General features: G+C 39.6%; 18 protein-coding genes. 5 read left to right on the top strand and 13 right to left on the bottom strand.

Translation table 11 applies throughout. The features are described 5' to 3' along the window. Positions 1-165: 165 nt before the first annotated feature. From LC455_RS10990 to LC455_RS11000, 3 genes are all read right to left on the bottom strand, one after another. Complete coding sequence (locus LC455_RS10990) at positions 166-1,092, bottom strand: alpha/beta hydrolase (protein ID WP_223590797.1); 927 nt, start codon at positions 1,090-1,092, stop codon at positions 166-168. Between the two features lie 159 nt (positions 1,093-1,251). Beyond that, on the bottom strand, positions 1,252-1,599 hold the full coding sequence (locus tag LC455_RS10995) for a YkgJ family cysteine cluster protein (protein ID WP_223590800.1): 348 nt from the start codon (positions 1,597-1,599) through the stop codon (positions 1,252-1,254). An 88-nt stretch (positions 1,600-1,687) separates the two neighbouring features. Beyond that, positions 1,688-1,855 (bottom strand): hypothetical protein, encoded by a 168-nt coding sequence (locus LC455_RS11000; protein WP_223590803.1) that lies wholly within the window; start codon positions 1,853-1,855, stop codon positions 1,688-1,690. A 368-nt stretch (positions 1,856-2,223) separates the two neighbouring features. Here LC455_RS11000 and LC455_RS11005 point away from each other — a divergent pair, with 368 nt between their 5' ends. The 3 genes from LC455_RS11005 (at position 2,224) to LC455_RS11015 (ending at position 3,561) form a co-directional block, all read left to right on the top strand. Beyond that, entirely contained in the window at positions 2,224-2,523 is a 300-nt protein-coding gene (locus tag LC455_RS11005) for a hypothetical protein (protein ID WP_223590805.1), read from the top strand. Between the two features lie 156 nt (positions 2,524-2,679). Next, complete coding sequence (locus tag LC455_RS11010; RefSeq protein WP_223590808.1) at positions 2,680-2,943, top strand: hypothetical protein; 264 nt, start codon at positions 2,680-2,682, stop codon at positions 2,941-2,943. 93 nt (positions 2,944-3,036) lie between these two features. Next, positions 3,037-3,561, top strand: coding sequence for a hypothetical protein (locus LC455_RS11015; protein WP_223590811.1), 525 nt, complete (start codon positions 3,037-3,039; stop codon positions 3,559-3,561). 159 nt (positions 3,562-3,720) lie between these two features. Here the strand turns inward: LC455_RS11015 and LC455_RS11020 are convergent, their stop codons facing one another. Then, entirely contained in the window at positions 3,721-4,812 is a 1,092-nt protein-coding gene (locus LC455_RS11020; RefSeq protein ID WP_223590813.1) for a CotH kinase family protein, read from the bottom strand. Positions 4,813-5,013: 201 nt separating this feature from the next. Here LC455_RS11020 and LC455_RS32080 point away from each other — a divergent pair, with 201 nt between their 5' ends. Next, complete coding sequence (locus LC455_RS32080) at positions 5,014-5,439, top strand: CotG/ExsB N-terminal domain-containing protein (RefSeq protein ID WP_440446388.1); 426 nt, start codon at positions 5,014-5,016, stop codon at positions 5,437-5,439. Between the two features lie 66 nt (positions 5,440-5,505). Here LC455_RS32080 and LC455_RS11030 read toward each other — a convergent pair whose 3' ends face one another. The 9 genes from LC455_RS11030 to eutL all read right to left on the bottom strand — a co-directional run bounded on the left by LC455_RS11030 (position 5,506) and on the right by eutL (position 13,442). Then, positions 5,506-6,225: a DsbA family oxidoreductase gene (locus tag LC455_RS11030; protein ID WP_223590817.1), complete on the bottom strand. Its 720-nt coding sequence runs from the start codon at positions 6,223-6,225 to the stop codon at positions 5,506-5,508. 170 nt (positions 6,226-6,395) lie between these two features. Further along, the gene (locus LC455_RS11035; RefSeq protein WP_223590819.1) at positions 6,396-7,931 is read right to left on the bottom strand and encodes an amino acid permease; all 1,536 of its coding nucleotides are present in this window, start codon (positions 7,929-7,931) and stop codon (positions 6,396-6,398) included. 15 nt (positions 7,932-7,946) lie between these two features. Beyond that, a complete protein-coding gene (locus LC455_RS11040; protein ID WP_223590821.1) occupies positions 7,947-8,084 on the bottom strand; it encodes a hypothetical protein in 138 nt (45 codons plus the stop codon). 45 nt (positions 8,085-8,129) lie between these two features. Further along, positions 8,130-8,993 carry an ethanolamine ammonia-lyase subunit EutC gene (gene eutC, locus LC455_RS11045; RefSeq protein WP_223590823.1) on the bottom strand — a complete coding sequence of 288 codons (864 nt, stop codon included), beginning with the start codon at positions 8,991-8,993 and terminating at the stop codon, positions 8,130-8,132. A 16-nt stretch (positions 8,994-9,009) separates the two neighbouring features. After that, positions 9,010-10,371 carry an ethanolamine ammonia-lyase subunit EutB gene (locus tag LC455_RS11050; protein ID WP_223590825.1) on the bottom strand — a complete coding sequence of 454 codons (1,362 nt, stop codon included), beginning with the start codon at positions 10,369-10,371 and terminating at the stop codon, positions 9,010-9,012. Further along, entirely contained in the window at positions 10,346-11,791 is a 1,446-nt protein-coding gene (locus LC455_RS11055) for an ethanolamine ammonia-lyase reactivating factor EutA (protein ID WP_223590827.1), read from the bottom strand. The genes LC455_RS11050 and LC455_RS11055 overlap by 26 nt, the downstream gene beginning before the upstream one ends. Positions 11,792-11,955: 164 nt before the next feature. Beyond that, on the bottom strand, positions 11,956-12,396 hold the full coding sequence (locus tag LC455_RS11060; RefSeq protein WP_223590830.1) for a EutP/PduV family microcompartment system protein: 441 nt from the start codon (positions 12,394-12,396) through the stop codon (positions 11,956-11,958). Beyond that, entirely contained in the window at positions 12,393-12,734 is a 342-nt protein-coding gene (gene eutS / locus LC455_RS11065; protein ID WP_223590833.1) for an ethanolamine utilization microcompartment protein EutS, read from the bottom strand. The genes LC455_RS11060 and eutS overlap by 4 nt, the downstream gene beginning before the upstream one ends. A gap of 51 nt (positions 12,735-12,785) precedes the next feature. Then, positions 12,786-13,442 (bottom strand): ethanolamine utilization microcompartment protein EutL, encoded by a 657-nt coding sequence (gene eutL, locus LC455_RS11070; protein ID WP_223590837.1) that lies wholly within the window; start codon positions 13,440-13,442, stop codon positions 12,786-12,788. A 240-nt stretch (positions 13,443-13,682) separates the two neighbouring features. Between eutL and LC455_RS11075 the strand changes: the two genes are divergently transcribed. Beyond that, positions 13,683-14,159, top strand: a complete 477-nt coding sequence (locus LC455_RS11075; protein ID WP_317851427.1) for an SRPBCC family protein — start codon at positions 13,683-13,685, stop codon at positions 14,157-14,159. Positions 14,160-14,182: the final 23 nt, after the last annotated feature.

Consider the following 14,182-nt stretch of genomic DNA (forward strand, 5'->3'; position numbering starts at 1 on the left):
TAGTGGGAACAAAATAAAAAAAACGATTAAATTTGATGATTTTAAGCGTTTGATTGTCTAATTGTCGATAACAATGATAATAATTTGGATAAGAATTGGGTAAAGCCACTGCCGCCTGTAAAAAAAAGAACCGCCTAAGGAAAAGGAGGTCCTTATTAATCATTTTTAATTAAACGCTTTCTTTAGTGCCCTGCCTGATTTTTCAAGTGCTCGTTTTCCTTGGTCTATCACGGCAGCCATGCTGACAAATCCATGGATTGTTCCGTCGTAGCGAACACATTCCACTTCCACTCCGGCTTCAGCAAGCTTTTCCGCGTAATCCTCACCCTCATCTCTGAGAGGATCAAATTCAGCCGTAATCACAAGTGCTGGCGGAAGGCCTTTAAAATCTTCATACAGAATTGGCGATAAAAGCGGGTTATGCTTATCTTCTTCACTATTTAAATAACAAGCCCTAAACCATTCCATCGTTCCTTTTGTTAAGAAATATCCTTCTGCATTTTCCCTCATAGAAACAGTTGGTTCTCCTCCAACGTTTGTACTTGGATAGATTAATAGTTGGAAGCAAATAGCTGGGTGGTTATTATCCTTGGCCAGATTTGCAACGACTGCCGCCAAATTTCCACCAGCACTATCTCCACCAACTGCAATCCGGGAACGGTCAACTTGAAAAGCTTCTGCATTTTCGAAAACATATTGAACTGCCGCAAACGAATCTTCCACTGCAGCAGGGAATTTATGTTCAGGCGCAAGACGATAATCGACTGAAATAGTCACACAATTGGCTAGATTCGTTAATGCCCGGCATACATTATCATGAGTTTCAATGTTTCCGATAACCCAACCGCCGCCATGATAAAAGACGAGTGCGGGATAGTTAGTTTGACTTTCCTTTGGATAATAAACTCGAACAGGAATGTCCGTCACTGTACCAGGGATTGTCCGATCTTCTATTTTACCTACTTCCTCTAACTCAGCCTGTGGCAATAAAAACGCTTGTCTTGCTTGCTCAGGAGTTAAAGTTTCCATTGGAGGAGCTCCGGCAGCAGCTAACTGATCTAAAACTAATTTTGTTTGTGGATCAAGTGACATGAATTCGCCTTCCTTCTGTTAGAATATTCTTACATTAATTCAATTCGAGATAAGGCATTTTTTTCCTTCTATCAGAAATTATTTGTTAATAATAGAATAAATATGGGAGTAAACGATCGCTATATTATGTCCGAATCCTAATTTTTACGAAAACAGCTTTTAACTAAAATTTTTCCAGGTAAAATCAACACTCAGCATGCCGACAAATTCCTCTGTTAATGGTTCTGGTTCTTTGGTTGCTGCAGCTGGATTCCGGAAACAAGCGAGATGTTTATAATAACCAAACTTTCGGCAGGTATCAGGCCGAGCTTCATGAATTCCACATCTATCTTTTTCAAGGTCGTAGAATATACATGTTCCATAATATCTTTTTTGATTTTGAAGCTGTAGACGTAATTTAGCTGGCATGGTTTTGATCTTTGTTTTTATTCGTTTTAATTCTTTTGATGTGACCGGCACAGGACCGCAGCATAGACCTCTGCAGCCTTGACATGGAAGACTGTCCATAAATCTCTCCCTTTATTAGCTATTTATTAATCTCAAAAAATTAGGTCTCCTAATTTTTTTGAAGATCCATTTAGTTGTACCTTTCCATTTAATATCGAGTAAGTCTTTTCATAATTTCTCTTTTTCTATCCCTATCTTTTATTCTTGTTAAATCAAGGGCATACTCATGTCCTTTATGCTTTGCTCGCAAAATTTCTCTAATCGCCTGTTTTACACTGTCTTCATCATCTATTACAACAATTACATTTCTAAGCATCGTTTCCCCTTCCCTTCTATTTAGGGTTTCAATTGCCCGGATTAGTCTGATTAACAGCTTTACTATTGAAAATGGCTTTTACAGAATCATTTATGAACGCAACGCTAGACAATAAAATAAACTATGATGGTTTGGAGAACAACCGACAATGGTTCAAATATACTCTTTATCATATTGTAGGTACGGGGTTTAAATGAATAATTCAATGCACTAACGCATTTATTTTTTTACAAATTTCTTCAAGTTCCGTAATAAATAGACGTAAGTTTGATAAAAGATGTTTCAGAAAATTTTTTCTTTTATAGAAAGCCTTGTTTTTGCACTATGATGACTATTCTTACATATTTCATTATTTTAAAGGTGAAGGTATGGAGAAGTATGCCTATACAATGACCATCTTATCGATTTCTCTGCTTTTAGTCGTGTTTATCGGCGTGATTGTGGCTTCCGCGGTTATAATGCTTCCTCATACCTTTCGAAAAAGAATAAGCAGTTTTATTGATTTCACGATTACCGCACCAGACCTGCTTATTTTTTTTCTCCTTCAATATATGGTTATTTATATTTATAAGACGTTCGATGTAAAACTTTTTCAGCTATATGGCGAAAATCATACAGAACCCTATTTCATGCTTATCAAATATTATCGTAGTAGAATACTTGTTTAATATTCATGGTTTTGCAGAGGTGCTGCGCTCTATGTATGGCCAAAGAGCAGAAGCTTTTATTCTTGGATTCCTTTTATTTGCCGTACCCATAATCATGGCCAATCTTATTGCTTACATAGTTCTCAAGTCGAGGAAAAGAAAGGAAAAGGTCAGCGTGTGAAAGCTCTTAACTATAAAAATACGATTATCGGCTTATCCATTCTCGAGATTGTACTCATCCTTAGCTTACTTTACCCGCTTTATGGACCTGATGATTTTAATAAAGTTATGTATTTATATGACAAAAAGGGAAATTTGATAGGGGTCCCGCCAATTCCTCCCTCCTCCCATTACCTTTTAGGCTCTGACCGGAACGGAGCAGATATTCTTCTCATGATGATTTATGGGGCTAAATTTACTTACTATCAACTTTTGGAGTGACCTTCTTTCGCGTTTTGATTGGGGGGAACATTAGGGATTATCTTTTCCTTATTGCTGAGACCACTTTTGCCTATTTTAAAGGATTTTCTGTTAGTGTTCAATTTAGTTCCGCCGATTATCATAACTTTAGTTCTTATGTTTCCTGTATCCACAACATATATAGAAGATTCGGTTTATAGTATATTATATTATCAAATTATCATTTTAATTATTATGGGCGTTCCTTTTGTTCTAATTATGACCTCAGAAATCATCGATGAAATGAAAGGAAAATCCTTTATTCAATGCTCCTATTTAATAGGGGGCAGTCATTTGCATGCTTTGAAGACTCATTTGAAGCCGTTTTTGACTTCATACGGCTTTTTGATGGCAATCCAGCAACTGCTTAATACCTTAGTATTAATCATGTGTCTTGGAGCCTTTCAGGTATATTTGGGCGGCGTTTCAAGAGAAGAAGTACGAGGTCTGCCCATTTTAAATTCAATATCCAAAGAATGGGCTGGCCTAATTGGGCAAAATTATCGAGAGTTTTTCATGTCCCCATGGGTTGTGCTCATCCCGCTTACTTGTTATTTTCTCCTAATCATCATTATTAATATGATTAAGAAAGAAAATTGAAACGTCCTTGGACATCAATTCACTCGGAATGACTTTTAAAAGGAGAAAGAAGAAGAAGAAACAAAATGATGCGGTTAGTAAAAATAATATAGCAATAAAATCAGATTTTACATTTCAAAAAATGTCCAATAATTAACAACGGGTGTCAGGAGTGACACCCTAATTTAATTTTGCTAGTTTTCTTTGTAAATATTTTCTTCTTTCATCGATATAGTTAGAAATGACCTCTAGTTCTTGATCAAATTGGTTTATGTCTGGTTTTTTATAGGGGTCTTGCATTACAAAGGGGCGAATCTGTTGGAGGAGGTTTTCTGCTTTTGGAACCATATAGTCTTTTGTAAACTGCTGCTCCATAATATCCTCGAGCAGGTCTCGATAGCGCCTTCGGAAACTATCAACATGTAACAATCGTGCTGTCAATGTATTAAATCCTTCAATCGGCACATAATTAGCCTTCATTATTTTTCCGTTTACATCCCTTCCCCATGTTGCATCGTAATCCCAAGGAATGACTTCAAATAACCGTGTTTCTCCATTTCGATAAAGAGCATAATTATGAACAAATCCATCATAGTTGGCAGTGAAGATAATCCCTGCTATCCACCGGAGATATTTGTCAACATCGAGGTATTTTTGAATTTCCAGTTCAAACTCAGGAATCGGAATCGTGTTAATTTTAATGATGAATTCCTGAAGCTTGTAATCATCAGATGCCGGCCCACACTTTCTTTTATAGCCTAATTCCAATGATTTCTTTATTTCTTTATCCAAGTCACTCATTAAAGAAAAATTAGCATCACCATCAACAGCATAGAAAATGCTCCCAGATGGGAGGTTTCTTCGTTTTAAAAAGTGTTGATCCACTGATTCTATTTCTAAATAAACCCCTTCCGCTTTTCCATTAAGAGTTAAAAAAACATGCTGTGAACGTGGAGATAGAACACCAAGCTCCGAAAAGAAGTCAAAGGACAATTTGTTACGAATTAATGATGGGTCCTTGAATTCGGCATTTAAATGAATCTGTTTTGAACCTTTAAAGGTATTTGGTTTAAAGAAAGTAATTTGATAGGACTTTTTTAAAAAATCACGTATATGAGAACCACGGTAGCTTAAATCAATTTCCAGTCTTTTTCCTTCTAGTTTTAATTGAGCAGGAATTGGGTCGTCTATCCAAATGTCTCTTTTAAGCTCCTTTAAATCAAGCGGGTTAATAAAAAGCTTATATTGTGGAATTTTAGCGGCATCGTCCATGAACTATTCCTCCCTCCATTATTCGTATGAATTAGAATGACTAGAGGTCACGACAAGGTGCATTTTTTCCTATGTTAGGCTTTTGTCCCAAACAAAAATACCCTAACATACGTAAATTGTAAAAAGAAGAGTGAGTTTTATAGACAAACTTTGTCAATCAGTTTTCGTACTCCCTTTTCTATTTTAAAAGGAGGTGCAAAAATGAGCGAATTTTCATCAGGAGATATTCAAAGTGCAGCAGACGAAGCTAGACAAGGCGGTATGTGGGATTTCATGTTCAGAGACCCTGGGCATAATCGCGGCACTTCACGCAGGAGAACTTCTAGAAACCGAAATACTTCAAGAAGAAATACTTCAAGAAGAAACACTTCAAGAAGAAATACTTCAAGAAGAAATACTTCAAGAAGAAACACTTCAAGAAGAAACACTTCAAGAAGAAACACTTCAAGAAGAAACACTTCGAGGATGAACACTTCTCGTCGAAATACTTCGAGGAGACACACTTCAAGACGCTGTACGTCTAGAAAAAGATGCCACACTACTTGCCACCGCAATTGGGAGATAAAAAAATGCTGGGATAGAAGTAATAATCAGAATTATTTCAGAAAAAGAAACTGTAGAAGATAAGATTCCGAAACTGTTCTAGTAAAAAAGGGAAAGGAGCCAAAGACCCCTTTCCCATCTTTATTTATATTATTTTTCAGGAATGGCACAGCTGCCATCTTCGCAGCTTACATCGGCATCCGTAGACAAATCCTGCAGCATCGGTGAAGATGATTCTTCCTCCCATACCTTTTGGAGCGCACCCTTAAAGGTTTCGATAGGCTGGGCACCAGAAATAGCATATTTTTGGTTTAGAACAAAATAAGGTACGCCACGAACTCCATATTGCTGAGCTATAGACTCGTCAAATCTTACATCTTGTGCAAATGAGTTTTTATCTGCTAATACGTTCAAGACCTCTTGACGATCTAGACCTCCCTCTACTGCGATTTCTACTAGGGTTTCATTCTCTCCAATATGTTTTGAATCCGTGAAATAAGCTTGAAGAAGTTTTTCCGAAATTGCCGCTTCTTTCCCTTTTGTTTTAGCAAATTTCGCTAACCGATGGGCATCAAATGTATTAGTCGGCTTCATCTCATCAAAGTTAAAGGTCAAACCAACCGTTGCTGCCTGCTGACCAACACTTTGATTAGCCTGCTTTGCCTGCTCAATACTCATACCATATTTCTTGGCAAGTACCTCATGAATATTTTGGCCAATATTCTTTGGGGAATTAGGATCAAGCTCGAAGCTTTTAAATTCAACTTCCACCTGCTCCTTATGTGGAAACTGTGCTAGCGCTTCTTCTAATCGGCGTTTCCCTATATAACAAAATGGACATACATAATCAGACCATACCTCAATTTTCATATTCGACACCTCATTTTTATCTTGGGTTGGTTTTATAGTAACACATCGTAAACCAAATCCAATTAAAATGCTCATATCTAAAAATGTTATATTATTAATTCGGACAGGACGTCTTCTGTATTAAAGAACAAAAGTGCCCTTCATTTTGAGGGGCACTTTTTACATTGAAATTATTCATTTTCAGGTTCAAACTCATCTTCCAATCTTCTAATCTCATCAATTGATTTTTTAAGGGCCGCCTGTGGGCCTTTAAAGTTCTTTTTATAATAGCCAAAATCCATGATAAGCAATAGAATAAACATTCCTCCGAGTGCGTATGCCGCCATTTGATTTGGCGGAATAACCATGATGATACAAATAAACACAATCCAAATCAAGCTGATAATATTAATTGGTTTGCTCCATTTTCCAAGGCTCCAAGGACCATAATGCTTCGGTAAAAAGATTCCCTTTGCCTCTGCTCTAAGCTTTAAATATATCGGGATTCCATAGGCGACATATAACCCCACCACACTAACCGCAGTTAAAAAGGCAATCGTTGAGTACCCGACATCAGGGTTAATCAGCTTTGTGATGTAGTCAATCAATGCTAAAACAAAGGAAAGAATAACCGAAAGCCAAATGGCTTTTGCCGGAGTACGGTATTTGCGGCTGATTTCCGCCCAATGGCGGCTAAGCGGCATTCCATTGTCTCTTGAAAAGGCATACATCATCCGTGAGAACGACGTAATGGAAGATAAGCCGCAAAAAAACATGGCAAAGGTGACGAGCCAAAGGACGACATTGCCAAACGTACCGCCTAATGCCTGGCTGATAACATAAATAAAGGCATTATCAGAGTTGACCGCACCGCTGGCATCATGTATAGAAAGCGTAACGAAGGAAAGCATGATAAAACCAAACACGAACGAAAAGGCAACCGAGTTAAAAATCCCCCATGGCGCACGAACCCGAGGGTGCACCGTTTCCTCAATCGTATGAGCAGATGCATCGTAGCCTGTAAAAGTCCATTGTGCTTGTAATAATCCAATTAAGAAGGCAAGAAAATAGGGTTTATCGGAAAAAGTTTGCCCGATTTTAAACAAATAATCAATTGGCTGTAACCCATTTTTTGTAAAAAACGCCAAACTGACAACCAAGATGGCTACCACTATCATATGGTACCAGGCAGAAAAATCATTAAGTTTTGCAACGATTTTGATTCCGACATGATTGAGGATTCCATGTAAAAGGAGAACGGCGCCAAAGACAATTAGAGTAGTAGTATCGGTAGAAGAATAGTCGAAGATTCCAGCCAGGAGAGGATCAGCGAATAAGGCTACAGAGTAATCGATTCCGGCGACAATGCCAATTTGACCAATTAAGTTAATCCATGCGGTGTACCAGCCAATCCTGGTTCCTTTCAAGGCAGCGGCCCAATGATACAAAGCACCTGCAGTCGGAATGGCTGATGCCAGCTCTGAAAGGGAAGCCGCGATGAGAAGGACGAAAAAAGCGACGATTGTCCAGCCAAATCCCATCATCCCAGGACCGCCATAAAGCAACCCATGCCCATAAAGAGAGACTGCACCTGTTAAAATGGAAATGATAGAAAAAGAAATAGCAAAGTTCGAAAACCCTCCCATATCACGGAGCAATTCTTGGGCATAGCCATACCGATTGAGCTGTTTTCGGTCCTCCAACAATTGTTGGTCTTTATTTTTCATTTCCTTCCCTCCCTTCTATTTGTCATCCCTGCCAACAAAAATTTCATGTTCTTCGTCATTAAAGGCTCTGACATTTTTATTTGCCCTCACACCAATGGCTGTACCAGCTGCCAGTGTTAACAACACTAAAGCAAATCCAATCACAACCCCCATTCTTTCCCCTCCTTCCTTCCAATTTCCCATGGCCGACAACCAACACTATAACTCTAATTTCACACCGCTCACCTTTTGGTCAATCATTCTTCGTAGAACGGTTCCTATGTGAGCGCCTGCCTCTATTGGCGTGGTACCCAGCGGATGGATATTAGAGATGACGTTGCGGTCTGATTCGATAATCCCCTTTCGCGGCCGGTAACACATATACGCACTCATCGAGCTTGCTGATACAAGCCCAGGACGTTCGCCGATTAAAAGCACGAGGACCTCTGGCTCGAGGATATCACCGATATGGTCCATACAGGCAACCCTTCCTCCTTTGACAAAAAAAGACGTTCCATATGAAAGATTGTTTATTTTCAAAGAATCTATCAGGGCAGGGTAAACATCTTTAAGGTTTGTCTCAACAGCACTGGCACTCAGTCCATCGGAAACAACAATTTGAACTTGTGGCCGCTTTTGGCAGCGGCTGCTGATAGTGTTAACGGCAGCGTTCGTAAGCACCCGCCCTTTATCTGGCCTTTTCAGGTAAACCTCTTTATTTTCATAGCACGTCTCAACTGTAAATAAATCGAATTCTACTAAGTATTTTTCCAAGACCTCACTGCCAACCGCATCGATGGCAGCGGCGTGATCGAACTGCAACTTTAACATTGTTTTCGTTAAGGGCCGGGTGCCTGTTCGCCAGACTCCAATTCGTGCGGGTGTCGAGGCGGTCAACTCCGCCACTCCTTCCTGATAGACTGGCTGTGGAATCGTTGTCCTCCAATCCTGTTCTGAAAAAACTAAACCTTTTTCGATAATTTCTTTTACATTCTCCCTGGCAATATTATGGTCAGGTGTAAACCTCTTTTGCAGCTGTTCCATTACTTTTTGAACAATTAATTCAATTTGACCTTCATTCATTCTTGAACCCTCCTTTCTACATAAATATCGTCGGATCTCCTGCACGTTCTGTTAATTTGCCATTTTCCATGATTCCCATTTTCTCCAGCCACTTCTCAAAATAAGGAGCCGGACGTAACCCCAGAACGCTTCTTACCGAAGCAATATCATGAAAGCTCGTGGATTGATAATTGAGCATGCAATCATCAGCCATTGGCACACCAATGAGGAAATTGACCCCTGCAGAACCAAGGAGAATCGCAAGGTTTTCCATATCATTTTGATCCGCTTTCATATGATTCGTATAGCAAACATCGACCCCCATTGGTATCCCCTGCAGCTTCCCCATAAAATGATCCTCTAGTCCTGCCCTAATTACCTGCTTGCTGTTATAAAGGTACTCTGGACCAATGAATCCGACAACTGTGTTGACGATAAAGGGGTGATACTTTTTAGCGAGTCCATAACATCTCGCTTCAAGCGTTACTTGGTCAATGCCATGATGGGCATCTGATGATAACTCCGAACCCTGTCCTGTTTCAAAGTACCAGAGATTCGGCCCAGCTGACGTTCCTTCTTTTTGAATTAAATCATTCGCTTCATCTAACAATTCAACACTAATTCCAAAAGCCTTGTTACCTGACTCCGTTCCTGCTAAGCTTTGAAACAGCAGATCGGACGGTGCCCCGTTTTTAATCGCTCGCATTTGTGTGGTGACATGGGCCAACACACAGTTTTGCGTAGGAATTAGAAAGCGGTCCATTTCCTCTTTCGTCATTTGTAAAATTTGCTTTACACTTTCTGCAGTATCATTCACGGGATTGATGCCAATGACGGCATCGCCGATTCCATAGCTCAATGCTTCATAAAGGGATGCTTTGATGCCTTGGATGGAGTCAGTTGGATGGTTTGGCTGCGCCCTGCCGGAAAGGGTTCCTTTATATCCTATTGGAAAATTGCACTGAGTTATGACTTCAATTTTCGATGCAGCTTGAATTAAATCTAAATTGGACATTATTTTCGTGACGGCAGCGACCATTTCACTAGTAAGGCCCTTCCTAAGGCGAGTGATTTCTATATTGGTTGTGGTATCGGTAAGAAGGGTTTCACGCAAGTCACTAACGGTCCAGTTGGCAATTGATTGATAGATTTTTTCATTGATTGAATTCTCTATTACTCTCGATACCTCATCCTCTTCGGGCGCAAGGACTGGATTATTTCGAATATCGTTAAGGGTTAAGTCAGCTAAGAGGTGCCGTGCGGCGAGCCGTTCCTGGGCATCCTTTGCCGCGATGCCCGCAAGCTGATCACCAGACTTTTCTTCATTAGCTTTTGCGAGGATTTCTTTTAAATTACTAAATTGATACGTTTTATTAAGCAAAGTTATTTTTGTTTTCATTGATTTCACCTCTAAATGCCAGCGTTTTGACGACCACCGGCACTATCGTTTCCGTTAACGGTTCGCCAATATCGATGTAATCACCATGTTCAATATTGATTTGATCGATACAAATAACATCGAAGGCAAATTGGAGCTGTAGTGCCTGCCCTAAGGCCTTTGCTATATCATTTTCACAGACGATTACTAGAATCTCACTACGAGGAAAATATTTATGGTAAAGAGTTCCGATGGCAAGGGAAAGATTTTTCATTTTTTCATAGGTTAAATATACGGACCCAGATAGACCAATGGCAAAGGGTAATCGTTCATTATTACCAAACATTTCCTTTCCCATTAAAAGGTTTCGTTCAATCTCCTCGACTGAAAGAGATATTTTTATAACGGGAATGTTTCGCAACGGCAAACGATTCGCTTGGATTGAAATTGTTGCCCCACTGATCTTGGTCGTTTGCATCCCTGCACCGATGACAGTTGCCCTTGAGGTTTGCAAAGGCTTGATGACCTGGAAATGGTAATCTATTAATTTTTGATTTATGCTGTTTGCCAGCATGGGGCCAAAGTCATTATATTTCGCTGCCTCTTCCATAGAAGATGGAGGTCCTGCTAAGGTGAGCCGACCTACTCCTCCGGATATCATAACTTCATCAATCCTTGGCAATGCCTCACAAGATGAACTGTGAACCAATGAATCTAGTGAATGGATGGATTTTTTACCAGCTAAACAATCAAGCATATCGACTGCCAGTGCGGTACTGATTTTTGTTAAGTCGGTTAACGATAATAATCTGCCTTTTTCTAGTTGAAGATTTTTTGAAAAAAGCCACGGTCTTATGGAAGGTGAGATGGATAAGACTTTGCCTGACGGATTGATTTCTATTAATCTTCCTCCAACATGAAACGTAATTGTTTCTAGTACTTTTCCTTTCTGAAAAAGAACCACGTTGGCCGTACCGCCTCCAATGTCAATATTAGCCACTATCCCTTTAGTCTTCATGGAATGTTCATAGGAGCCTGAACCTCTTCCTGCTAAAACCGCTTCTAAGCTGGCACCCGCAATCGCAACCACAAAGTCCCCCGCCCGTTCGGATAAATAATGAATCAAGGCATCGGCATTTTTTTTAATAGCCGTTTCACCCGTAATAATGACAGCCCCAGATTGTATATCCGAAATGGTTAAGCCCGCTTGAACGTATTCTTTTTCTAGCCAAGCAACTAATTGTGTTAGGTCGATTTCCTCTTCATCTATCAGTGGTGTTGAAATGATTTCACTTACAAAGGTGACCTTGCGCTCGATAATATCAAAATGCGGCAGAGCAAACTGACTTGACACCCGTCCGAGTGTCAAGTCGCTCATCATTAATTTAGTCGTACTCGTGCCGATATCGATTCCTACACTTTTTATTACTTTATTGTTCAAGCGTGGTCACCTCTTTGTTACAGTAATATTTGGTAAAAAATAGATAAGTAGATAAAACCATATAAAAAATGAACAAAGGCTTGAAAAAAATAGACAATTCAGCGGAAAAATTAGACAAACCACCCAAAAAAATAGACAAACACCTGAAAAAAATAGACAAACCTCTAAAGATACTCCAGAATCGCCGCCCGAAGCTCCGATATTCCCTCCAAAGTTACCGATGATACCCGAAAAATCGCTTGAAAAGGCAGGACTTGCCTTAAAATCTGCTCGGCACGCATCAAATCGGCGTCAGGATGATCAATTTTTGTGATCACACCCACCGCCACTATAGGAAATCCCCCAGAAAAATTTGGTGGAAGTACTTGATAATGCTTGGTTGCATCCTGTACCACCAGCAATACACGTGCTTCCAATGACGTCGTAATTAAGGAACGATAAAACATTGGATTTTCACTGTATTCACCCGGTGTATCAATAATCCAATCCCTATAGTTAAGGGACTGTGTCTTCAAGACCGGAGATGACTCCTCCAATAATCGCGCCGTTAACGTTGATTTTCCTGAACCAATCGGACCAATCAGCATAACCTTTCCTTTTTTCATGACCGAGTAATCTCCGCAGGTTCAAATTTTAAATGCCTGCTTAAAAAGTGATTAATGGCTTGTATGGCCATTTCAACATTTGACACCGTTCCACAAATGACTAACGATCCTGTAAAACGGTCTAAGTACCCTATCTCGATATCCGCAGCTTTCGTCGCAATGTCGGCCGCAATAATGGCTGTTTCAACAGGGGTTAATGTTAAAATTCCGATCGCTCCAGCCTGTCCGATACCCAGCTTTGTATACAAAGCCTCATCTGGGTTGGCTATAATGTGAGCTAATGTAAGTTGTTTTCCAGGAACATATTCTTGAATGACGCGCTGCTTCTTCTCCGTCATTGAATTCAACACCTTTTTAAAAACTAATGTTGTGATAATTTTCCTACCCTATTAAAATGTTAGATGAGGAGTTTTTGCAATTTTCTTAATTGTATCAACAAACGTTTCCGTTGCGGCCGTACAGGAAGATTGGCTTCCTGTTAACAGACCGCCTCCAAAATTCGTTTCAGTCGGCGGACCATAAAAAACACAAAGCCTTACATCTGCAGCTTTCAAGGCAGCGTCCAAACCGACCATGGCTTCCAGCGGAGGCGCGATTAAATACGCCAATGGCTCTCCTGGATTGATTCCCGCCATTTTGGATAGATAGGTACCTGTTCTTGAAATCGTGTGGGCATAATAGGCATGTTCTCCTGATTCGTCCATTGCATAAAATGCTGGCCCTTCGTTTATCATTTGAATCGCAATTTCAAGACCGCTCTTTACTTCTGATGGTGTTGCTGCACCTAAAATCCCCAAAAACTCACCTGATAATGGACCAGAAGCATGAGCAGCCCCTGCGTAAAAGGATTTTGCATAGACAACCTCGACAGCAGATTTCTTTGTCGCTTCGTCTAAGGCAGTATAACCCACATCATCACTAGTACTAGTAACGAAGGCAAGACTCTTAATATAATCCGGAAGCTTTAGAGAATCTCTTAATCCATTATCTACATTCGGGATAATTCGGCTTGCCAGAGCAAGAGCGGGCACTTTTGTTACTTCCAAGAAATCACCTCCAGTAACTAAGAAGTGCCCTGAAAACAGTGCTAGACTGCATTCAAGGCACCAAATCCAGCATCTATTTACTTATATATATAACTGCTTCTTTCAATCTATGACTTTTTAAGTCGGAATGTTGTCCATACGTTCTAAAGACTAATTTTTAACTGATGATTTTTTATTTTTCAAAAGGGTTTCTAATTTTAAAAATAGAAGTATTAATAAAAAAAATAAAAGAGGTGATGTTTGTTGAAGGAATGGACAAGAGAAATTGAAATCGATGCGCCCATTGACTATGTATGGGATTTATTAGAGGGACCCTTGGAAAAAATGCAAAAAATTATGCCACAGGTGGTCGACCACCAGCCAGTGAAATTGACGGAAGAATCGGTGGGAAGTATTTACCGACAGAAATATAAGGAAGGGAAACGAATTGAAGAGTATGATGTGGAAACACTAGACTACCTAAACACCCCAGAAAAAAAGAAATTAAAGGTTGGATTTACTCTTGCTAAAATGTTCGAGATTACAGCTTTGTATGAACTCAACTCACTCAACGAAAATAAAACTCTTTTTAAATACACCTGTACCAATCGTCCATTAAAATCATTCCTCAAATTATTCATGTTTTTTGCAAGTGATCGCATTGTTGTCCAATTTTGTGAGAGAGTTAAGGAAACAGCAGAAGATGAGTTCGAAAACTCAAAGTTTATATTAAAGTAGTTTTACCAAATAGAAAGGTGATA

Source organism: Neobacillus bataviensis, assembly GCF_019969725.1.